Raw genomic sequence first — 20,389 nt, forward strand, 5'->3', positions numbered from 1 at the left:
CGACGACGATCCGCAGGCCCGGCCCGGCCGGTGTCTCGTCAGCGCAGCCGGCGGATGTCCCCGTACGCGCGGTAGAAGCCGCCCCGGCCGGACTCGCGGACCTCGGTGACCAGGTAGCGCGCGCCCGGCTCGCGGATGCCCTTGGGGAACTGCACCGACCAGTCGCGCCGGTAGCCGTCGGCGAGGACGTGGACGCGCAGCCGGCCGCCCTGCTCGACGCACTGCACCAGCACGCCGTCGCGATCGTCGGTGGTCACCTCGACCGAGGTCCAGGCGGCCGTCTCGGGCATCCGGGCCGGCGCCTTGACGTCGACGACTTCGGGCACGCTGCCCGCCTCGGCCGCCCGGATCGCCGCCTCGCTCGCGTCGATGCAGGCCAGGTAGCCGCTCGTGGTGACCACGTAGAGCCGGTTGTCGTGGTACTGCATCGAGTACGCCGAGCCGCAGCCGGTGCCGAGCTTCCACAGCCGGTTGCCGGCCTGGTCGAAGCAGTAGATCGAGGAGGCGCTGTCGCCGGCGAACACGTACCGGCCGCCCTCGGCGGTGGCGCAGGAGAAGACCGCCGAGTCGCAGCGGTAGACCTGCTCGGCCCGGCCGTCCTTGCGCAGGCGCACCACCTCGCGGGTGCCCGTGCCGGCGAAGACGGCGTCCCGCTCCTGCCAGCCGAACAGCACCGCGCCGGTGCCGGTGTGCCACAGCTCGCGCCCGGTGCGCCAGTCGTAGCCGGTGACCCCCTGCGAGTGGCCGTGGTAGAGCGCGTCGGCGTCGCAACGCACCATCCACGCCGACCGGCCCCGCCCCGGCCGGCGCCAGAGGAACTCGTCCTCGTGGTCGATCGCCGAGATGCCGCCGTCGCGGTCGGACACGCCCAGCACGCCGTCGTGGATGTCCAGCCAGTAGATGTCGATCTCGGGCGCGATCGCGTACGCAGCGCGCGGCACCTTGCCGGACAGGTCGTAGACGTTGCCGTCGTCGCAACCGGCGTAGACCCAGGCGTCGTCGGCGACGATGCACTTCACCCCGTCGGGGAGCCGGACCTGGTTGACCAGCCGGGCGTGGTGGTCGAGCGTGGTGATCACGCCGTGCTCGTTGCCGACCATGCAGTGCCTGTCGTCGACGAAGATGCCGAAGGCGGGCGCGCCCGAGGCGTACCGCCACAGGACCGGGGCGGTGCGGGCGGTCGAGCGGGTGCTGACGATCTGGCGGCGCGACACCGTCCGCTTCTGGCGTACGCCGGGCACCGCGGGGGCGTACCCCTTGCGGACCTTCTCGCCGATCTTCTTCGCGGCGGCGGCGCGGGCGCGGGTGTTGTCCGGGTAGGTGCTCGTCTTCACCTGGCCCTGGTCGCCGATCCGCCCGTAGCGCACTGTCATCGCGGTGTCGTCGACCACCACCTCGTAGAACTTGTGTGCTCCACCGTCCACTTCGGACAGTTCGAGGTAGGTCGTCTCCTGCGACATGGGGGTTACCTCCGAGGGGAAGTGCCGGACCGGCAACGCGAGGGCGCGCACACGCTAACGCCGGCCACCGACACTTCTCATCTGCCGCCGGCGGCGAGCGCGTCGACGGCCTTGCGGGCCGCGATCAGCATCGGATCCCAGACCGGGGCGTACGGCGGCGCGTAGCCCAGGTCGAGCGCTGTCATCTCGTCCACCGTCATGCCGTTCCACAGCGCCACGGCCAGCGCGTCGATCCGCTTGGCCGCCTCGGACCAACCGACGATCTGCGCCCCGAGCAGCCGCCCGCTGGGCCGCTCGGCGATCAGCTTGACGGTCATCGGCCGCGAGCCCGGGTAGTAGCCGGCCCGGTTCGTCGACTGGGCCAGCACGGTGACGAACTCGAAGCCGGCCTCCCGCGCGTCCCGCTCGCGCAGCCCGGTACGGCCCACCTCCAGCTCGCAGACCTTGGTGACGGCGGTGCCGATGACGCCGGGGAAGGTGGCGTACCCGCCGCCGATGTTGATGCCCGCGACCCGGCCCTGCTTGTTGGCGTGCGTGCCGAGCGGAATGTGCACGGGCATGCCGCTGACCCGGTGCAGGGACTCCACGCAGTCGCCCGCCGCCCAGACGCCGGACACGCCCGGCACCCGCATGCGGCGGTCGGTACGGACCGCGCCGGAGGGACCGATCGACAGGCCGGCGGCCTCGGCGAGCGCGGTGTTGGGGCGTACCCCGAGGCCCAGCACCACGACGTCGGCCGGGATCGGCCCCTCGTCGGTGACCACCGCGGAGATCCGGCCGTCGCGCTCCTGGAGGCCGGTGACCTCGAGGCCGGTGCGGACGCCGATCCCGGTGGCCCGCATCGCCTCGGCCACCAGCTCGCCCATGTCCGGATCCACAGTGGACATCGGCTGGTCGGCCTGCTCCACCAGCTGGACCGTCAGCCCGCGCTGCACGAGCGCCTCGGCCATCTCGACGCCGACGTAGCCGCCGCCGACCACCACCGCGTGCCGGGGCCGGGGCTCGCGTTCGAGCCAGTCGATCAGGGCCGCCCCGTCGTCCAGCGTCTGCACGCCGAACACGCCCGACACGTCGTCGCGCGCCCAGTCCGGCTGCACCGGGGACGCGCCGGTGGCGTACACCAGGGTGTCGAAACCGGCGCGGACCTCGCCACCGCCGTCCAGGTCCCGCGCGACCACCTCGCGGCGGTCCAGGTCGATGGCGGTGACCTCGTGCCGGGTGCGGACCTCGATGCCGAACTCGTCGCGGAAGGTCTTCGGATCGCGGGCGATCAACTCGTCCCGCTCCTGCACCACGCCGCTGACCCAGTAGGGGATACCGCAGGCCGAGTAGGAGGTGAAGTGCCCACGCTCGAACGCGACGATCTCCAGCTCGGACCGGTCGCGGCGGCGCCGCGCCTGCGACGCCGCCGACATGCCGGCGGCGTCGCCGCCGATGACGATCATGCGCTCGGCCACGTCGCCCATCCTGTCACGCCGGGCCGCGGCCGTGCGGCCGCTCAGCCACGGGTCTGCCGCGCCACGTCCGCGACCACGTCGACGAGGCTCCCGGTACGCGCGAACACCGCCCGCTGCCGCGCCGCGCCGCTGCCGTGCCGGCGCAGCCCGCCGAGCAGATCGGTCACCCGGTCCAGGTCGCCGTGCCGTTCCAGTTCCGGGCGCAGCCGGTCGACCAGCCGGTCCAGCAGCTCCCAGGCCGGCCGCAGCTCACCGTCGGTGAGGTCGACGCCCTCGCCCTCGAGCCCGTCGTGGGCCGCACGCCAGTGCGCAGCCACCAGCAGGTGGTGGTCGGTGTTGACCGCCGGACGGCCGGCGGCGATTTCGGTGAGCGCGGTGGCGACGAGCGCGCGGACCAGCGCCGCCACCAGCACCGCGTCGTCCACGGACGGGCAGACGTCGCCGATGCGGATCTCCACGGTGGGGTACTTGGCGGAGAGCCGGGCGTACCAGTAGAGCATCCCCTCGTCCAGCATCACCCCGCTGGCGATGAGCTGCCGGATCAGCCGCTCGTAGTGCTCGTGCGACTCCAGGAACGGCGTGGGCGCGACCGACGGCCAGCGTTCCCACTCCACCGAGCGCCAGCTCGCGTACCCGGTGTCCTCGCCCCGGGCGAACGGGGAGTTCGCGGTGACCGCCTGCAGGATCGGCAGCCACGGCCGGACGTGGTTGAGTACCTGCACGCCGGTGTCCGGGTCGGGGATGCCGACGTGCACGTGCATGCCGTTGTTGCCGGGACCGGGCACCAGCAGCCGGAACCGCTCGATCATCCGGTCGAAGCGCGGCTTGTCCACCACCGGCGGCACCGGACCGTCGACCGGACCGGTGCCGATCGCCAGCAGCCGTACGCCCGCCCGCTCGGCCGCGTCGGCCAGCTCGGTCCGCAGCATCGACAGCGAGTGCCGGATCGAGGACAGGTCCAGCCCGGGCGGGCTGCCGATCTCGATCTGGCTGGTCTGGAACTCGCGTTCCACCTGACCTCGCAGCTCGGCCGGCACCTGCTCCATCACCAGGTCGACGGCGGGTACGGCGGTGCCGGTGTGCGGGTCGGCGAGCAGGAACTCCTCCTCGACGCCGACTGTCAGCAGGTCGGTTCCGCCCGGTTCGGCGCTCCGCTCCCGCTCCGCCACTGAGCCACTCATCGTCACCACCGTCTCTCCGGACCGCTCACGGCACCGTGCCGCGTGGTCGAGGGCCTGTTACCCACCGTGTCCGTTTCGGGAAACGTGCCGGTGGGCGTGTCGGCGCCGGTTCGCCCGTTCGGGTCGGCCGGATGCGTTCGCGCATGGGCCGGTAGGGCGTGACAACGCGGGCTAGGGTGGTCCCGTGGCGGGGATGCTGGCGGTGCTGACGGGGGCGTGGGCCTACGCCCTCGCCCTGTTCGCCGACCGGCCGGCCGGGCTGCTCGCCGGTGCGGCGGTGGTCGCCGCGCTGCTGCTCGCCACCCTGCTCGCGCTGCGGGTCCGCGCGCTGCCCACGCCGCCCGGCACCCGGTTCGCCGCCGCACTACGGGCCCGCGCCCGCCGTCGCGGGGTGCCCCGGCAGGTCGACCCGGACGCGCCGGGACGTCCGCGCCCCCGCGCACCCGGCCTGCACCCCTCGGCCGCGTAGCCACCTCCCGGCCCGCGTCGGCGGGCCTCCATCCCCGGCTTTCGCGGCCGATTCCGTCGTCATCCGTCCCGCCGCGCGGCACGTCGCCGCCCGGGACACCCGGAATCGCCATCGAGGGGTCCACCCATGCTCGCCTTCGCACCGCTGCACTCCGCGGCCTCGGCCGCGGCCACCGTCGTCACCTGGCTCGCCGACGTGCTCGCCCCGCTCACCGGCGGCGCCGCGACGGCCGCCGCCATCGTCCTGTTCACAGTCGCCGTCCGGCTCCTGATCTCGCCGCTGACGGTGGCCCAGGTACGCGGGGAGCGGCGTCGCACGGCGCTCGCCCCCGAGGTACGGGAACTCCAGCGTCGGTACGCCGACGATCCGGCCCGCCTCCAGAGTGAGGTGTTCGCGCTCTACCGCAACGCCGGGGCCAGCCCGGTCGCGGGCTGCCTGCCGGCCCTGTTGCAGGCGCCGTTCTTCCTGGTCATGTACCGCGTGTTCGCGACCGGGGACGGGGCGCCGGAGTTGCTGGGGGAGCGGCTCGCCGGCGTACCGCTGGGGTGGCACCTCGGCGACGGGCTGGCCGGCCCGGTGCCGCTGGTGTTCGGGGTGCTGCTGGCCGTGCTGCTCGCGCTTGCCTGGTGGTCCTCGCGGCGGATGCGCCGGGCGGCGGCCGCCACCGGCACCGTGGCCGGTGCCCCGACCGAGGGGCCGGGCGCGGCGGTGCTCGGGCGGCTGCTGCCGCTGCTGCCGTACGGCACCGTGCTCGTCGCGCTCGTGGTGCCGCTGGCGGCGGTGCTCTATCTGGTCACCACGACGGCGTGGACGGCGCTGGAGCAGGTGGTGCTGCGGCGGCCGCAGCCGGCGGCGGCCATCGACAAGCGTTGACAAGTGCGGGGGCGGGCGCGTAGAAATCGCTCTCAGAGAGCGCTCTCCCGGTCCCGTCCCCGCAGAGAGGCACCCCGCATGAACCCGATCCCGGCGGCTCCGGCCGCCTCCGCCACCGTGCCCCGACCGCGCCGCCGGCTCGCCCTGGCCGCCGGCGTCCTCGCGCTCACCACAGCCCTCGCGGGCGTCTCGATGACCGCCCAGGCGGCGGTGCCCCCGACGCCGTCCGGCTGGAGCCTGGTGTGGAGCGACGACTTCACCGGCTCCGCCGGCACCCTGCCCTCGTCCGCCAACTGGATCATCGACACCGGCACCAGCTACCCGGGCGGCCCGGCCAACTGGGGCACCGGCGAGATCCAGACCTACACCTCCAGCACCGCCAACCTGGCCCACGACGGCTCGGGCAACCTGCGCATCACGCCGCTGCGGGACTCGGCCGGCCGCTGGACCTCGGCCCGGATCGAGACGGTGCGTTCGAACTTCAAGGCGCCGTCGGGTGGCGTGCTGGCCCTGGAGGGCCGGATCCAGATGCCGAACGTGACAGGCGCGGCGGCGTCCGGGTACTGGCCGGCGTTCTGGGCGCTCGGCTCGCCGTACCGGGGCAACTACCAGAACTGGCCGGGCATCGGCGAGTTCGACGTGATGGAGAACGTCAACGGGATCAACTCGGTCTGGGGCGTGCTGCACTGCGGTGTCGCGCCGGGCGGCCCGTGCGGGGAGTTCAACGGCATCGGCGCGTCCCGGGCCTGCCCGGGCAGCACCTGCCAGTCGGCGTTCCACACCTACCGGTTCGAGTGGGACGCCTCGGTGAGCCCGCAGCAGCTGCGCTGGTACGTCGACGGCCAGCTCTTCCACACCGTCGGGCAGAACCAGATCGGTGAGCCGTACTGGAGTCAGATGACCAACCACGCCGGCTACTTCCTGCTGCTCAACGTGGCGATGGGCGGCGGCTTCCCGGACGGCGTGGCCGGCTCGGCGACGCCCACCGCCTCGACCGTGTCCGGCCGGTCGATGCTCGTCGACTACGTGGCCGTCTACACCCGGGGTGGCGGGAGCAACCCGTCGCCCACGCCGACCACGCCCCCGCCGGGCGGGGTGCGGGACGCGTACGCGACGATCCAGGCCGAGTCGTTCAACGCGCAGAACGGCGTGCAGGTGGAGACGTGTTCCGAGGGCGGGCAGGACATCGGCTGGCTCGCCAACGGCGACTGGGCCCGCTACGACAACGTCGACTTCGGCGCCACGCCGCCGCGCGACTTCGTGGCCCGGGTCGCGTCCGGCGCGGCGTCCGGGGTGAGCGGGCTGGTGGAGGTCCGGGTGGACAGCCCGACCGCGCCGCCGATCGGCAGTTTCGCGGTCGGCAACACCGGCGGCTGGCAGACGTGGCGCTCGGTGCCGGGCAACGTCAGCGCGGTGACCGGGCGGCACACCGTCTACCTGACGTTCAGCAGTGGCCAGCCGTCGGACTTCGTCAACGTCAACTGGTTCACCTTCCGCCGCTGAGGCGCGGCCGGGGCGCGGCCCGGACGTACCGGGCCGCGCCGAACCGGTGCTGGACAGAAACAGTTAACACTCCTAATAATAGGCGCACGTCGACGGTTGTGAATCCCTCTCCACCCCGCCCGTCCCCTGGAGGACGCCGTGAGACTCCGCCCCCGCCTGGCGACGCTCGCCGCCGCGCTGACCACCGCCGTGGTCGCCGGTGCCCTGCTCGCCGCACCACCCGCCTCCGCCGCCACCGCCGCCTTCGTCCGCACCTCCAGCTGGAGCAGCGGGTACGAGGCACGGTTCACCGTCACCAACGACAGCTCCGCCGCGATCTCCTCGTGGAACGTCCAGTTCGACCTTCCGTCCGGCAGCACGCTCGGCTCGTTCTGGGACGCCCGCCTCACCACCTCCGGCCAGCACGTCACCGCCGTCAACCAGTCCTGGAACGGCGCGCTCGCCCCGGGCGCCAGCACCAGCTTCGGCTTCGTCGTCAGCGGCACCGGCGACCCGGTGAACTGCACTGTCAACGGCGCCTCCTGCACCGGCGGCGGCAACCCCGGCAACCCGGGCGCACCGGCCACGCCGGGCGGGCTGCGGGTCACCGGCACCACCGCGTCGTCGGTCTCGCTCGCCTGGAACGCGGTCTCCGGCACCGTCACCGGCTACCGGGTGTACGAGGGCAGCACGGTGAGGGCCACCGTCACCGGCACCTCGGCCACCGTCTCCGGGCTGGCCGCGTGCAGCGGGCACAGCTACACCGTGGCCGCGTACAACGGGACCGGCGAGTCGGCGAAGTCGGCGGCCGTCGCGGCGACCACCAGCGGCTGCACCGGTGGCGGCAGTGGCGCGATGGCCGCGGCGCCCTACCTCTACCCGGGCTGGGGCGACCCGCCCGCGCCCGCCACCGTGATGGGTGCGACCGGGATCAAGTGGTTCACCATCGCGTTCGTGCTCTCCGGCGGCGGCTGCACCCCGGCCTGGGACGGCAACGGCCCGCTGACCGGGGGCACGCACGCCGCCACCATCGCCGCGATCAAGGCGGCCGGCGGCGACGTCATCCCGTCCTTCGGCGGCTGGAGCGGCAACAAGCTCGGCCCGAACTGCTCGACCGCCGCCGCGCTGGCCGGCGCGTACCAGCAGGTCATCAACGCGTACGGGCTGAAGGCGATCGACATCGACATCGAGAACAGCGACGAGTTCGAGAACGAGGTGGTGCAGGACCGCATCCTGGACGCCCTGAAGATCGTCAAGCAGAACAACCCGGGCATCAAGACGATCATCACGTTCGGCACCTCGACCACCGGGCCGTCGTACTACGGCACCCGGCTGATCAACCAGGCCGCGGCCAAGGGCGCCGGGATCGACGTGTTCACGATCATGCCGTTCGACTTCGGCGGCGGCGCGAACATGTACCAGAGCACCGTGAACGCGGCCGAGGGCCTGAAGAACGCGCTGAAGAACGCGTTCGGCTGGTCCGACGCCACCGCGTACGCGCACATGGGCCTGTCCGGCATGAACGGCCTCTCCGACCAGCAGGAACTGACCTCGCCGGCCACCTGGACGCAGATCCGCGACTGGGCCAAGGCCCGCGGCCTGGCCCGGTTCACGTTCTGGTCGGTCAACCGGGACCGGCCCTGCCCCGGCGGCGGCGTGGTCGCCAACTGCTCCGGCATCGCGCAGAACACCTGGGAGTTCACCGGCATCACAGCGGGCTTCTGAGCCCGCGCGGCGGTCAGCGCCCGGTGGTCACCGACTGCCGGGCGCGCCGCCGGCGCACCTTCTTCACCGCCCAGCTCACGATCATGAAACCGAAGACGGCGAAGATCGCGTAGTTGAACCACTGGCTGTACCTGTCGACGTTCTCCCACCGCGACCCGAGGACGTAGCCGGCGCCGACGATCAGGGCGTTCCACACCCCGCTGCCGAGCGTGGTGAGCAGGATGAACTCGCCCAGCGGCATCCGGTTGGCGCCGGCCGGGATCGAGACCAGGCTGCGCACCACCGGCACCACCCGGCCGATCAGCACCGCCCACCGGCCGTGCCGCTCGAACCAGCGGTCGGCCTTCTCCAGATCCTCCAGGTCGACCAGCGGGATGTGGTCCAGCCAGCGCTTGAGCCGCTCCTCGCCGAGCGCCGCGCCGAGCCAGTAGAGCACCAGCGCGCCGAGCAGCGAGCCGACAGTCGCAGCGACCACGATCAGCACCACGTTGAACCGGCCCTCGGCGGACAGGTAGCCGGCCATCGCCAGCACGATCTCGCTCGGGATCGGCGGGATGATGCTCTCCAGCGCCACCAGCAGCGCCACACCGACCGCGCCGAACGAGTCGATCACGCTCGCCACCCAGCCGGTCAGCCCGGTGAACTGGTTCGGGTCGACGTCCTGGGCCAGGGCCATGGCGGTCCTTCCACGCGAGAGCCGGGAGATCCGAAGGTGTTACCCGGACCGGTGGCCGTCACACCTGTGACTCAGCCCTCCGGGTGCAGCGCGGCGTCCGCGGGACCCCGCCGCCAGCCGGTGAAGCGGACCACCAGGCCACCCCGGCTGGGCGAGCAGCAGTACGGCCCGGCCGAGGCCTGCGCCGCCGGATCGAGCGGGGCGACCCGGACCAGCCGCCACGGCTCGTCCTCGCACCGGGCCCGCACGGTGAGCGCGTCGCCGGCCCGGCTCACCCGGACCGTCACCTCCCGGCCCGACCAGTCCGGCACCGGCGCCACCGACCAGTCGGAGAACTCGTCGGTGACCACGGCACCCACCTGCGGCGAACCGTCGCTCACCTCGACCCCGGCCTTGGTCCACCGCCGCTCGTCCACCCGCACCAGCACGCCGGCCTGGTCGAACTGGACCGAGTAGTCGAGCCGGAACGACACCTCGACGGCGCTGTCCACGCCGAACGGCGCGAGCAGCGCCGAGCCGTCGTCGTGCACGAAGCCGTAGCTGGTGCGCCGCCAGAAGTCGCTGCCGCCGCGCGGCTCGACCAGCAGGCCGCCGCCGGCCGGCTCGGCCCGCTCGGGCGGGTTCAGCCAGGTGCCCGCGGACCAGTCGTACGCCTCCTCGTCCATCCCGGCACCGTACCGGGTTTGCCGCCGTGCGCCTTCGGAGAAGTAGTAGCCGCATGGGTGACAGGTGGTATCAGGAGGCGGTCGTCTACTGCCTCGACGTCGACACGTACGCGGACTCCGACGGCGACGGGGTGGGTGACTTCCAGGGGCTGATCGGCCGGCTCGACTACCTGGCCCGGCTCGGGGTCACCTGCCTGTGGCTGAACCCGATCCACCCCTCGCCCAACGAGGACGACGGGTACGACGCGACCGACTTCTACAACGTGGACCCGCGCCTGGGCACGCTCGGCGACTTCGCCGAGCTGCTGCACCAGGCGAGCAACCGGGGCATCCGAGTGATCATCGACCTGGTGGTCAACCACACCTCGGACCAGCACCCGTGGTTCCAGTCCGCCCGGTCCTCGCCCGACTCGCCGTACCGGGACTGGTACGTCTGGGCCGACCACGAGCCCGCCGACCGCCACCAGGGAATGGTCTTCCCGGGCGAGCAGCACGAGACGTGGACCTACGACCGGACCGCCAAGGCGTGGTACTACCACCGCTTCTACAAGTTCCAGCCGGACCTGAACATCGAGAACCCGCAGGTCCGGGCGGAGATCAAGAAGATCACCTCGTTCTGGCTCCAGCTCGGCGTCTCCGGCTTCCGGATGGACGCGGTGCCGTTCATCATCGAGCGCACCGAGCCGGGCAACCCGAACTCACCGAAGGACTTCGACTTCCTCACCGACCTGCGCCAGCACGTGCAGTGGCGGCGCGGCGACTCGGTCCTGCTGGCCGAGGCGAACGTCGAGCCGGACGAGCTGCCCGTCTACTTCGGCGACGGCAGCGGCTCGGGCAACCGGATCCACATGCTCTTCGACTTCATGCTCAACGGCCGGCTGATGCTCGCCCTGGCCCGGGAGGACCCGGAGGTGATCATCGAGGCGTTGCGCGACACCCCGAAGCTGCCCACCGGCGGCCAGTGGGCGACGTTCCTGCGCAACCACGACGAGATCGACCTGTCCCGGCTCACCGCCGACCAGCGCAACGACGTGCTGGCGGAGTTCGGTCCGGACGAGAACATGCAGCTCTACGGCCGGGGCATCCGCCGTCGTCTCGCACCCATGCTCGGCAACGACCGCCGGCACATGGAGCTGGCGTACTCGTTGCAGTTCTCGCTGCGCGGCACGCCGGTGCTGCGCTACGGCGAGGAGATCGGGATGGGGGAGAACCTGTCGCTGGACGGGCGCGACGCGATCCGTACCCCGATGCAGTGGTCGTACGCGGACAACGCCGGCTTCTCCACGGCCGAGCCGGAGAAACTGGTCCGCCCGGTGATCGACAAGGGCGAGTACGGCTACCAGAAGGTCAACGTCACCGCCCAGCGCAAGGACCCGCGTTCGCTGCTCGGCTGGTTCGAGCGGATGATCCGGACGCTGCGGGAGGCGCCGGAGACCGGCTCGGGCAGCACCACCCACATCGACGTGCCGATGCCGCCGGGCGTGCTCGCGCACCGCGCCGACGGGCGTACCGGGACCATGGTGTTCCTGCACAACCTCGGCACCTCCGACGTCGAGGTCGACCTGAGCACGCTGGCCCCGGAGGCGGACCTGCCGATCGACGTGCTGAGCGACCGCAACTACGAGGACGTGGGCAAGCTCGACCGGCTCAAGCTCGGCGGGTACGGCTACCGGTGGATCCGGCTCTGCCGGGGCCACGAGCGGTAGGGGGCGGCGTACCGGCGGGTTAAGCTCCTTCGATCGAGCCACAAGTTACCGGGAGGTAAGCATGTCGGAGGAGCCCCGCGTCGCCATCGTGACCGGAGCCGCGCGCGGCATCGGGGCGGCGACCGCCCGCCGGCTGGCCGCCGACGGCATGGCCGTCGCCGTGGTCGACATCGACGAGTCCGCCACCAAGGAGACGGTGGACGCCATCGGCTCGGCCGGCGGCCGGGCGCTCGGCGTCGGCGCCGACGTGTCCGACCGGGCCCAGGTCGAGGCCGCCGTCGAACGGATCGCCGCCGAACTTGGCGCACCGACCGTGCTGGTCAACAACGCCGGTGTGCTGCGCGACAACCTGCTGTTCAAGATGACCGAGGGCGACTGGGACACGGTCATGGGCGTGCACCTGCGCGGGGCGTTCCTGTTCAGCCAGGCCGCGCAGAAGCACATGGTCGAGGCGAAGTGGGGCCGGATCGTCAACCTGTCCAGCACCTCCGCGCTCGGCAACCGGGGCCAGGCGAACTACTCGGCCGCCAAGGCCGGCCTCCAGGGCTTCACCAAGACGCTGGCGATCGAGCTGGGCCCGTTCGGCGTGACGGTCAACGCGGTCGCACCGGGCTTCATCGTCACCGACATGACCGCGGCGACCGCGGCGCGGATGAAGGTCGACTTCGACGACCTCCAGAAGCACGCCGCCGCCGAGATCCCGGTACGCCGTCCCGGCCGTCCGGAGGACGTCGCGCACACCATCTCGTTCCTGGTCGGCGAGGGCGCGTCCTTCGTCTCCGGCCAGGTCATCTACGTCGCCGGCGGTCCGAAGGACTGACCGGCCCTCACCCGGCGCGGGCCCGCTCAGGCGGGGTCGCGCCGGGTGCGCCAGAGCCAGAACAGGCCGAGCACCGGCAGCACCAGCGGTACGTAGCCGTAGCCGCTGCCGAAGTCGGACCAGACCGTCTCGTCCGGGAACAGCTCCTTGTCGGCGATGCTCAGCACGCCCACCCCGAGCACCCCGACGAGCTCGACGGTGCAGCACGCGAGCGCGATCCGGCGGCCGGCGTGCCCGGCCCGGGCCAGCCCGACCGCCGCCACGATGTAGATCAGCGCGGCGAGCGCGGAGAGCAGGTACGCCACCGGCGCCTCGTCGAACTTCGTGGCGATCTGCAGCCCGGCCCGCGAGGTCGCGGCGATGGCGAAGACGATGTAGACGGCGATCAGCAACCGGCCCGGCCCCCGGTTGGTGGCGCGCTGCTCGGTCGTGGTCTCAGCCACCGAGGGCCTCCCAGGTCTGCTGGAGCCGTACCGCCACCACGGGCGTGACCAAACAGATCGCGCACACGATGCCCGAGCCCCAGCGGGTCGGCTCCATCCGGGCCAGCACCCAGGCCAGCGGCGGCAGGCAGACCAGCGTCGCCAGGTAGCCGAAGAACGCGCCCGGCTCGCCCGGCCGGTCCCCGCCGCCGAGCGCGACGAGCGCCGTCACGGTGAGGGCGAGCAGCGCCACCTCCAGCACGGCCAGGCCGACGAACTGGATCCGGTCCGGCGGCCGGTGGCGTACCGCCGCCACCAGGGCCCAGACGGCGACCGCCAGCGAGATCACGATCGCGACCGTGGCGAGCGGCCCGTCCACCGGGGAGGCGGAGGCGGCCGCCGCACTGGTCGTCGACACGGTGTCGTTCACCGGCACAGCCTACTAATCCGTGTAGTAGCGGCTCGCCCGCCGGGTCGTGGCGCGCCGGACGGGTCGGGGGACTAGCGTGGATCACGGTCCCGGCGTACGCCGGTGGCGACGTCGACGGCAGGGGGTCGGGGTGCGGATCGGGTTGTTCGGCACGGGTTACTGGGCGGCGCAGACGCACGCCGCGGCCATCGAGGCGCACCCGCGGGCCCAGCTCGCCGGCGTGTGGGGGCGCAACCCCGCGAAGGCCGAGGAACTGGCCACCCGGCACGGCGTACCGGCCTTCACCGACGTCGACGCGCTCATCGACGCCTGCGACGCGGTCGCCGTGGCGCTCCCGCCGGACGTGCAGGCCGACATCGCCGTCCGGGCCGCCACCGCCGGGCGGCACCTCCTGCTGGACAAGCCGCTGGCGCTCGACCTGGCCGACGCCGACCGGGTGGTCGCCGCGGCGCAGGCGTCCGGGGTGGCCTCGGTGGTCTTCTTCACCCAGCGCTTCCACCCGAACGTCACCGGCTTCCTCGCCTCGACCGCGGCGGCCGGCGGCTGGCAGCACGCCCGCGCCACCATGTTCGCCTCGATCTTCCAGCCCGGGAACCCGTACGGCGACTCGACCTGGCGGCGGGAGCGCGGCGCGCTGTGGGACATCGGCCCGCACGCCTTGTCCCTGATCCTGCCCGTGCTCGGCCGGGTCACCCGGGTCGCCGCGATGGACGGCCCGAGCGGCCTGGTGCACCTGCTGCTCACCCACGACGGCGGCGCGACCAGCTCGCTCTCGCTCACCCTGGACGCGCCGTCCGAGGCGGTCACCCGGGACTTCGTCTTCTTCGGCGAGAACGGCACCGAGACCGTGCCGCCCGGCGACGGCAGCGCGCTCCAGGCGTTCGGCGCCGCGCTCGACCAGTTGCTGGAGGAGGTCGACGCGGGCACCCGCGACCACCGCTGCGACGTGCGGTTCGGCCGCGAGGTGGTGGCGGTGCTGGACGCCGCGCAGACCGCCCGGGCGCAGGGACGCACCGTCGACCTGTAAGGAAGGGACGGTCACGAGCCGGGACGGCCGCGGTAGCCGATGGGTCCTTCCCCGGTGCGCTGGTACGTGCCCAGGAATCCGTCGTCGGCGAAAGCGACGGTGCCGTTGTTGCCGCTGCCGTGGCGCCAGCTCATCCTGGTGACCGCGTGCCCGGGCACACCCACCGCGACGAGCAGGTCCCCGGATCGGTGCCACCCACCGCTCCAGCCCTCCTCCGTGGTGAACCGCCGGGCCTGCTCGGCCCTGGAGCCGCGCCCGGCGAGCCGGCCGCGGAACTCCCTCGGCCGCTGACCCGGCTGCCGGCGCCAGCCGTAGAAGGCGGTGTGCTGCTGCTCGAACGTGATCGCGTACTCCGCGCCGGACGTGTCCGCCCACGCCACCTGGTCGAGGAGGGCTTGTTCACCGCGGTCGATGAGAATGGTGACCTCCCCGGCGGCGGTCGCGTACCGCAGCACGGGCTCGGCGATCGCCTGCCGTGCCAGCGCCAGGCCCGCCTGGTCGTGCGCGTGCATCGGATCGATCGTCACCCGGTACAACCACAGCATGCTGCGGGCGTCGGCGCCGCTGTCGATCCGCAACGTGTTCCGGCCGGCGACCAGGTCCTCGGCGGGGACCGCGAAGACCAGACGCTGCGGCAGGCCACCACCATTCGGGATCCGCATCCGGTCGGCCAGCGGTCTGCCGTTGAGGCGAACGGTGAGCGGGGCGTATCCGGGCTCGCGGGAGAACATCGACGTGAGCGCCCGCAGGGCGACACAGGCCTCCTGGACGACGACCGGGTCAGGCACGTCGAACTCCAGCTCGACCGATCCGCCGGCGCCGATTGCCAGGTGGTCGCCGGCAGCCGAGGACCGCTCGACACCGGTGATCGTGACATTCCCGGTACGCGGCGGTTCGGAGCCGAAGTCGGCGTAGGTCGGTTCCATCTGGGCCCCGGCATATTTGTACATTCCACAAAGGATAGATCAACGGGCGTCGGCCGGCGCACCGCCGAGCGGGAGAAAACCGGTCGCCCGGGCCGGACCCGGGCGTTAGCGTGGCGGCATGTTCACGCATGCCCTGATCCGTGTGGCCGTCGCGCCGGCCGCGTGTGGGCTCCTCCTGGACGCCCGTCCGCGGTTCCGGCGCCCGGCCCTGGCCGGCCGGTACGCCGCCCGCGTCTGACCTGACCGCCGGTTCCCGACCCGCCCCGAGGGGCGCCGGTCGTGCCACCTCGCCGAGGTGGCGGCACCCGTGGTTCGACCATGCCACCTCGCCGAGGTGGCTGTCTCCGGCATGCGCCGCGTCCCGGCCACTCCCCAGGGTCGTCCGAGTCCCGATCCGCTCGGACCGCCCGCCCGATCCGCCCCACGCCGCCTCGACGGCGGGGGACACCCGCGCAGCGGTCCGTACCCGTCGCCGTCCGGCGACAGACAGGACGAACCCGTGGCGCCCCGCCGAAACACCGCACGCGACCGGTCCCGTCGCGTACTGTCCCAGAACTTCCTCGCCGACCCGGCCGCCGTCGCGCGGATGGTCCGCGCGGTCCGGTCCGGCCCGGACGACCTGCTGTTGGAGGTCGGCGCCGGTCGCGGCCGGCTGACCCGGCCGCTCGCCGCGCGGTGCGGGCGGCTGATCGCGTACGAGGTCGACCCGGCCGTGCTGCCCGAGCTGACAGCGGCCTGCGCTCCGCTGCCGAACGTCGAGGTACGGGCGGCCGACTTCCTGACCGCGTCCCCGCCCGCCGGCCCGTTCTCGGTGGCGGGCAACATTCCCTGGTCGCTCACCGCCGCGGTGGTCCGCTGGTGCCTGGCCGCACCAGGGTTGCGTACCGCGACGCTGCTCACCCAGCTCGACTACGCCCGCAAGCGCGCCGGCGACCACGGCCGGTGGAGCCGGCTCACCGTGCTCACCTGGCCCGAGTACCACTGGCGGCTGGCCGGGCGGGTGCCCCGGACCGCGTTCCGGCCGGTGCCGGGCGTGGACGGGGGCATCCTGCGGCTGGAGCGCCGGACGACGCCACTCGTGGCGCCGGCGGCGCTGCCCGCGTACCGGCGGATGGTGGAGCTGGGCTTCGGCGGAGTCGGCGGCTCGCTCGCCGCCTCGCTGCGCGCGGGCCACCCCAGGCCGCGGGTCGACGGCGCGTTGCGGGCCGCGCGGATCGCGCCGGACACCCCGGTCGGGCTGGTCTGGCCGGAACAGTGGCTGGTGCTGTTCCGGCTGCTGCACGCGCCGCTCAACCGGCGAGCGTGACGAGCGCCTCGACCAGTTCGGCCGGGGTGTCGAACTCCTCGGCCGGCAGCGTGCGCAGCCGCTGGAGCGTCTCGGTGCTGGCGCCGTTCTCCTGGCCCCAGCGGACCAGGTCCTCCCGGGAGACCGGGTAGTCCAGTCCGGCCAGGAACTCCTGCAACTGCGCGCCGGTGACGGTCATGCCGCCCGGCTACCCGCTGGGCCCGGCGGCATGCCCGTCGCCGGGCCGCGGCGGCGGTTTGTCCCGGCGGGCCCCGGGTAGCCGCGGACATGCTGGTACAGCGGCTCGGCGCGCCGAGCGACTTCGACCCCTTGCTGGACCGCGTGCGGGACGCCCGGGTGGTGATGATCGGCGAGGCGACGCACGGCAGCTACGACTACTACCGGCTGCGGGAACAGTTGACCCGGCGGCTCATCGCCGAACAGGGGTTCGACTTCGTGGCGGTGGAGGGGGACTGGCCGGACTGCGACCGGGTGCACCGGTCGGTGGTCGGCGCGCCGGACGGGCCGGCCGATCCGCTCGTCGCGCTGGAACGGTTCGAACGCTGGCCCACCTGGATGTGGGCGAACGCCGAGGTGGCCCGCTTCTGCCGCTGGCTGCGGGCGTGGAACCTGGAACGCCCCGAGGGGGAGCGGGCCGGCTTCCACGGGCTGGACGTGTATTCCCTCTGGGAGTCGATGCAGGCCATCTTCGACTACCTCGGTGAGGAGGACCCGGCCTCGCTGGAGGCGGCCCAGGAGGCGTACCGCTGCTTCGAGCCGTACGGCAAGCGGCCCGAGGAGTACGGGATGGCCAGCCGGTTCGTCTCCGCCCGGTGCGAGGAGGAGGTGGTCCGGCTGCTGGCGCGTACCCGGGAACAGGCCACCGCGGACGGCCCGGACCGCTTCTCGGCCTGGCAGAACGCGGAGGTGGTGGCCGGCGCGGAACGGTACTACCGGGCCATGGTCGGCGGCGGCCCCGAGTCGTGGAACGTCCGCGACGTCCACATGGCCGACACGCTCGACCGGCTGCTCGACCGGTACGGGCCGGGCTCGCGGGGCATCGTGTGGGCGCACAACACGCACGTCGGCGACGCCCGGGCCACCGACATGGCGGCGGACGGCATGGTCAACATCGGGCAGCTCGGCCGGGAACGGCACGGCCCGGACGCGGTGGCGCTGATCGGGTTCGGCAGCTGGCACGGCAGCGTGATCGCCGCGCCGCGCTGGGGCTCACCGGCCGAGAAGATGGTGGTGCCGCCGGCCCGGGAGGGTTCGGTGGAGCATCGGCTGCACGAGCTGATGCCGGACCGGGCGGTGCTGGTCTTCGGCGGCGACGACCAGCCGGAGTGGGTGACCGGCGAGGCGGACCACCGGGCCATCGGGGTGGTGTACTACCCGAGCTTCGAGTCCTGGGGCAACTACGTGCCGACCCGGCTGGGTGAGCGCTACGACGCGTTCATCTGGTGCGACGAGACGACGGCGCTGCATCCGCTGCCGGCTTGCGTCACACCCGGTGAGATGGAGACGTATCCGGCTGGTGTGTGACGGGTGGGGCCCCGTAGGGCCCCACCCGTGCGGATCACACGTTCGCGTGCTGCTTCTCGGCGAGGTGGGCGCGCAGGCCCTCGCCCTCGACGTCCACGTTGGGCAGGATCTTGTTCAGCCAGCGCGGCAGCCACCAGGCGGCGTTGTTCAGCAGCGACATCACCGCCGGCACGATCGTCATCCGGACCACGAACGCGTCGATGGCGACACCGATGGCGAGCGCGAAGCCCATCGACTTGATGATCGGGTCCTCCAGGAAGACGAAGCCGCCGAACACCGAGATCATGATGAGCGCGGCGGCGGTGACCACCCGGGCGCCGTGCCCCATGCCGTTGATGGTGGCCTGCTGCGCGGTGTCGCCGTGCACGAAGTCCTCGCGCATCCGGGAGACCAGGAAGACCTCGTAGTCCATGGCCAGGCCGAACAGGATGCCGATGAGCAGGATCGGCAGGAAGCTGACCAGCGGTGCCGGCGTGTCCAGGCCGACCAGGTCGGCCAGGTGGCCCTGCTGGAACACCGCGACGGTGATGCCGAACGTGGCCGCCACGGTGAGCAGGAAGCCCAGCGCCGCCTTGACCGGCACCAGGATCGACCGGAACACCAGCATCAGCAGCAGGATCGACAGGCCCACCACCAGCAGCAGGTAGACCGGCAGCGCGTCGGACAGCTTCTCCGACACGTCGATGCCGACCGCGGTGACGCCGGTGAGCAGCACGTCGGCGTTCTGGATGCCCGAGACCTGCTTACGGATGTCGTGCACCACCGTCTCGGTGGCCTCGTCGGTCGGCCCGGTCTTCGGGATCACCCCGATCAGCGCGGTACGCCCCGACGGGTCGACCTGCGGCGGCGCCACCGCCAGCACCCCGTCGGTCTTCTGGACCAGCGCGGTCACCTGCGGGATGGCGGCCTGGGTGGCCTGCGGCGAGTCGGCGGTCACCACGACCGCGAGCCGGCCGGTGAAGCCGGGGCCGAAGCCCTCGCGGATCAGGTCGCTGCTGACCCGGGCGGGGGTGCCCTCGGCGGCGGCGGAGGCGTCCGGCAGCGCCAGGCGCATGTCCTGGGCCGGGATCGCGAGCAGGCCGAGGCCGAGCAGCCCGACGAGGATCACCGGGATGCGCAGCTTGGTCACCCACCGCGCCCAGCGGAAGCCGAAGCCGGAGCGGTCCTCCGAGCCGGTGGTCGGGTCCTCGACCGCCTTGCGGTCACGCAGCTTGCGCGGCAGCACCTTGTGGCCGGCGAAGCCGAGCAGCGCCGGGGCCAGCGTGATCGCCACCAGCACGGCGATCGTGACGGTGCCGGCGGCGGCCAGGCCCATCACGGTGAGGAACGGGATGCCCACCACGGCCAGGCCGGCGAGCGCCACCACCACCGTGGCGCCGGCGAAGACCACTGCCGAGCCGGCGGTGCCGACCGCGCGGCCGACCGCCTCCTCCGGGGAGAGCCCGTCGAGCAGGTTCTGCCGGTGCCGGGAGGTGATGAACAGCGAGTAGTCGATGCCGACCGCGAGGCCGAGCATCAGCGCCAGGATCGGCGCGGTGCTGGTCAGCTCGACCGCGCCGCTGAGCGCGAACAGACCGGCCATGCCGACACCGACGCCGATCAGCGCGTTCAGCATGGTCATGCCGGCCGCCACGAGCGAGCCGAACGTGATCACCAGGACGATCGCCGCGACCAGCACGCCGATCGCCTCGGTGGAGCCGACCTCCGGCTCGGCGTTGAGCACCTCGCCGCCGGGGGCGATCTGCCAGCCCTGCGCCTCGGCCTGCGCGCCGACCTTCTCGTACGCGTCGCGCTGCTCGTCGGTGACGTCGTCCGCACCGCCGGCGAACTGCACCTGGATCAGCGCGTACCGGCCGTCCGGGGTGAGCGCCTGCGCCTGGTACGGGTCGACCGCGCCGACCACGCCGGGCAGCGTGGCCGCCTCCTGCGTGACCTGCGTGACCACCGCCTGACCGGCGGGCGTGGTCAGCGCGCCGTCCTGCGGCGCCTTGATCGCGATCGTGCCGGTGGCGCCGCTGGCCGCCGGGAAGCGGTCGGCGAGCAGGTCGATCGCCTTCTGCGACTCGGTGCCCGGCATGGTGAAGTTGCTCGCCGTCGGGCCTCTCAGCGTGGCCGCGGCCAGGCCGAGGCCGACGAGTACGACGAGCCAGACGACGGCGACGAGTCGTCGCCGGCGCAGGGATGCCCGGCCGAGCCGGTACAGCAGGGTCGCCATGGACCTTCCTTGTCCTCGCAGGAAC

19 protein-coding genes are annotated in these 20,389 nt (G+C 72.9%); 9 read left to right on the plus strand and 10 right to left on the minus strand.

What is annotated here, in order from left to right:
* Positions 1 to 38: 38 nt before the first annotated feature.
* The 3 genes from F8279_RS08610 to F8279_RS08620 all read right to left on the minus strand — a co-directional run bounded on the left by F8279_RS08610 (position 39) and on the right by F8279_RS08620 (position 4,107).
* Positions 39 to 1,460, minus strand: coding sequence for a WGR domain-containing protein (locus tag F8279_RS08610; protein WP_151499604.1), 1,422 nt, complete (start codon positions 1,458 to 1,460; stop codon positions 39 to 41).
* Between the two features lie 77 nt (positions 1,461 to 1,537).
* The gene (locus F8279_RS08615; RefSeq protein ID WP_151499605.1) at positions 1,538 to 2,917 is read right to left on the minus strand and encodes an FAD-dependent oxidoreductase; all 1,380 of its coding nucleotides are present in this window, start codon (positions 2,915 to 2,917) and stop codon (positions 1,538 to 1,540) included.
* 41 nt (positions 2,918 to 2,958) lie between these two features.
* Positions 2,959 to 4,107, minus strand: coding sequence for a glutamate--cysteine ligase (locus tag F8279_RS08620; protein WP_091422445.1), 1,149 nt, complete (start codon positions 4,105 to 4,107; stop codon positions 2,959 to 2,961).
* Positions 4,108 to 4,291: 184 nt separating this feature from the next.
* On the opposite strand from F8279_RS08620, the gene F8279_RS08625 reads away from it, so the two are divergent.
* The 4 genes from F8279_RS08625 (at position 4,292) to F8279_RS08640 (ending at position 8,647) form a co-directional block, all read left to right on the plus strand.
* Entirely contained in the window at positions 4,292 to 4,567 is a 276-nt protein-coding gene (locus tag F8279_RS08625; RefSeq protein ID WP_091422448.1) for a DUF6412 domain-containing protein, read from the plus strand.
* 126 nt (positions 4,568 to 4,693) lie between these two features.
* The gene (locus F8279_RS08630; RefSeq protein ID WP_151499606.1) at positions 4,694 to 5,440 is read left to right on the plus strand and encodes a YidC/Oxa1 family membrane protein insertase; all 747 of its coding nucleotides are present in this window, start codon (positions 4,694 to 4,696) and stop codon (positions 5,438 to 5,440) included.
* A 78-nt stretch (positions 5,441 to 5,518) separates the two neighbouring features.
* A complete protein-coding gene (locus tag F8279_RS08635; RefSeq protein WP_091422454.1) occupies positions 5,519 to 6,943 on the plus strand; it encodes a carbohydrate-binding protein in 1,425 nt (474 codons plus the stop codon).
* Positions 6,944 to 7,081: 138 nt separating this feature from the next.
* Positions 7,082 to 8,647 (plus strand): cellulose binding domain-containing protein, encoded by a 1,566-nt coding sequence (locus F8279_RS08640; RefSeq protein WP_151499607.1) that lies wholly within the window; start codon positions 7,082 to 7,084, stop codon positions 8,645 to 8,647.
* Positions 8,648 to 8,660: 13 nt separating this feature from the next.
* Here the strand turns inward: F8279_RS08640 and F8279_RS08645 are convergent, their stop codons facing one another.
* Positions 8,661 to 9,323, minus strand: a complete 663-nt coding sequence (locus F8279_RS08645) for a DedA family protein (protein WP_091422459.1) — start codon at positions 9,321 to 9,323, stop codon at positions 8,661 to 8,663.
* Positions 9,324 to 9,394: 71 nt separating this feature from the next.
* Positions 9,395 to 9,988 (minus strand): DUF1349 domain-containing protein, encoded by a 594-nt coding sequence (locus F8279_RS08650; RefSeq protein WP_091422465.1) that lies wholly within the window; start codon positions 9,986 to 9,988, stop codon positions 9,395 to 9,397.
* A 53-nt stretch (positions 9,989 to 10,041) separates the two neighbouring features.
* Here F8279_RS08650 and F8279_RS08655 point away from each other — a divergent pair, with 53 nt between their 5' ends.
* Positions 10,042 to 11,694 carry an alpha-amylase family protein gene (locus F8279_RS08655; RefSeq protein WP_091422467.1) on the plus strand — a complete coding sequence of 551 codons (1,653 nt, stop codon included), beginning with the start codon at positions 10,042 to 10,044 and terminating at the stop codon, positions 11,692 to 11,694.
* A gap of 61 nt (positions 11,695 to 11,755) precedes the next feature.
* Positions 11,756 to 12,514 carry a 3-oxoacyl-ACP reductase FabG gene (gene fabG / locus F8279_RS08660; protein ID WP_091422471.1) on the plus strand — a complete coding sequence of 253 codons (759 nt, stop codon included), beginning with the start codon at positions 11,756 to 11,758 and terminating at the stop codon, positions 12,512 to 12,514.
* A gap of 26 nt (positions 12,515 to 12,540) precedes the next feature.
* Here the strand turns inward: fabG and F8279_RS08665 are convergent, their stop codons facing one another.
* Both F8279_RS08665 and F8279_RS08670 read right to left on the minus strand, forming a co-directional pair.
* The gene (locus F8279_RS08665) at positions 12,541 to 12,957 is read right to left on the minus strand and encodes a hypothetical protein (RefSeq protein WP_091422474.1); all 417 of its coding nucleotides are present in this window, start codon (positions 12,955 to 12,957) and stop codon (positions 12,541 to 12,543) included.
* Positions 12,950 to 13,372 (minus strand): hypothetical protein, encoded by a 423-nt coding sequence (locus F8279_RS08670; protein WP_175438769.1) that lies wholly within the window; start codon positions 13,370 to 13,372, stop codon positions 12,950 to 12,952. The genes F8279_RS08665 and F8279_RS08670 overlap by 8 nt, the downstream gene beginning before the upstream one ends.
* A 124-nt stretch (positions 13,373 to 13,496) precedes the next feature.
* Here F8279_RS08670 and F8279_RS08675 point away from each other — a divergent pair, with 124 nt between their 5' ends.
* Positions 13,497 to 14,393, plus strand: a complete 897-nt coding sequence (locus F8279_RS08675; protein WP_091422476.1) for a Gfo/Idh/MocA family protein — start codon at positions 13,497 to 13,499, stop codon at positions 14,391 to 14,393.
* A gap of 11 nt (positions 14,394 to 14,404) precedes the next feature.
* Here the strand turns inward: F8279_RS08675 and F8279_RS08680 are convergent, their stop codons facing one another.
* Positions 14,405 to 15,343 (minus strand): hypothetical protein, encoded by a 939-nt coding sequence (locus F8279_RS08680; protein ID WP_139135466.1) that lies wholly within the window; start codon positions 15,341 to 15,343, stop codon positions 14,405 to 14,407.
* 475 nt (positions 15,344 to 15,818) lie between these two features.
* On the opposite strand from F8279_RS08680, the gene erm reads away from it, so the two are divergent.
* Positions 15,819 to 16,625: an ErmE/ErmH/ErmO/ErmR family 23S rRNA (adenine(2058)-N(6))-methyltransferase gene (gene erm / locus F8279_RS08685; protein WP_151499608.1), complete on the plus strand. Its 807-nt coding sequence runs from the start codon at positions 15,819 to 15,821 to the stop codon at positions 16,623 to 16,625.
* Here erm and F8279_RS08690 read toward each other — a convergent pair.
* On the minus strand, positions 16,609 to 16,803 hold the full coding sequence (locus tag F8279_RS08690; RefSeq protein ID WP_091422483.1) for a DUF2795 domain-containing protein: 195 nt from the start codon (positions 16,801 to 16,803) through the stop codon (positions 16,609 to 16,611). The two genes, erm and F8279_RS08690, sit on opposite strands and share 17 nt — an antisense overlap.
* A gap of 89 nt (positions 16,804 to 16,892) precedes the next feature.
* Here F8279_RS08690 and F8279_RS08695 point away from each other — a divergent pair, with 89 nt between their 5' ends.
* Positions 16,893 to 18,149 carry an erythromycin esterase family protein gene (locus F8279_RS08695; protein ID WP_151499609.1) on the plus strand — a complete coding sequence of 419 codons (1,257 nt, stop codon included), beginning with the start codon at positions 16,893 to 16,895 and terminating at the stop codon, positions 18,147 to 18,149.
* 34 nt (positions 18,150 to 18,183) lie between these two features.
* On the opposite strand, the gene F8279_RS08700 is transcribed toward F8279_RS08695, so the two are convergent.
* Positions 18,184 to 20,364, minus strand: a complete 2,181-nt coding sequence (locus F8279_RS08700; protein WP_091422489.1) for an MMPL family transporter — start codon at positions 20,362 to 20,364, stop codon at positions 18,184 to 18,186.
* Positions 20,365 to 20,389: the final 25 nt, after the last annotated feature.

It is taken from the genome of Micromonospora sp. AMSO1212t (assembly GCF_008868145.1).
In the GTDB taxonomy this organism is placed as follows: Bacteria; Actinomycetota; Actinomycetes; order Mycobacteriales; family Micromonosporaceae; genus Micromonospora; species Micromonospora tulbaghiae.

Coding starts and splice junctions, on each gene's coding strand:
- F8279_RS08700 (WP_091422489.1), bottom strand. CDS start 20,364: ATGGCGACCCTGCTGTACCGGCTCGGCCGGGCATCCCTGCGCCGGCGA.
- F8279_RS08695 (WP_151499609.1), top strand. CDS start 16,893: ATGCTGGTACAGCGGCTCGGCGCGCCGAGCGACTTCGACCCCTTGCTG.
- F8279_RS08635 (WP_091422454.1), top strand. CDS start 5,519: ATGAACCCGATCCCGGCGGCTCCGGCCGCCTCCGCCACCGTGCCCCGA.
- F8279_RS08655 (WP_091422467.1), top strand. CDS start 10,042: ATGGGTGACAGGTGGTATCAGGAGGCGGTCGTCTACTGCCTCGACGTC.
- F8279_RS08630 (WP_151499606.1), top strand. CDS start 4,694: ATGCTCGCCTTCGCACCGCTGCACTCCGCGGCCTCGGCCGCGGCCACC.
- F8279_RS08625 (WP_091422448.1), top strand. CDS start 4,292: ATGCTGGCGGTGCTGACGGGGGCGTGGGCCTACGCCCTCGCCCTGTTC.
- F8279_RS08690 (WP_091422483.1), bottom strand. CDS start 16,803: ATGACCGTCACCGGCGCGCAGTTGCAGGAGTTCCTGGCCGGACTGGAC.
- fabG (WP_091422471.1), top strand. CDS start 11,756: ATGTCGGAGGAGCCCCGCGTCGCCATCGTGACCGGAGCCGCGCGCGGC.
- F8279_RS08610 (WP_151499604.1), bottom strand. CDS start 1,460: ATGTCGCAGGAGACGACCTACCTCGAACTGTCCGAAGTGGACGGTGGA.
- F8279_RS08680 (WP_139135466.1), bottom strand. CDS start 15,343: ATGTACAAATATGCCGGGGCCCAGATGGAACCGACCTACGCCGACTTC.
- F8279_RS08650 (WP_091422465.1), bottom strand. CDS start 9,988: ATGGACGAGGAGGCGTACGACTGGTCCGCGGGCACCTGGCTGAACCCG.
- F8279_RS08645 (WP_091422459.1), bottom strand. CDS start 9,323: ATGGCCCTGGCCCAGGACGTCGACCCGAACCAGTTCACCGGGCTGACC.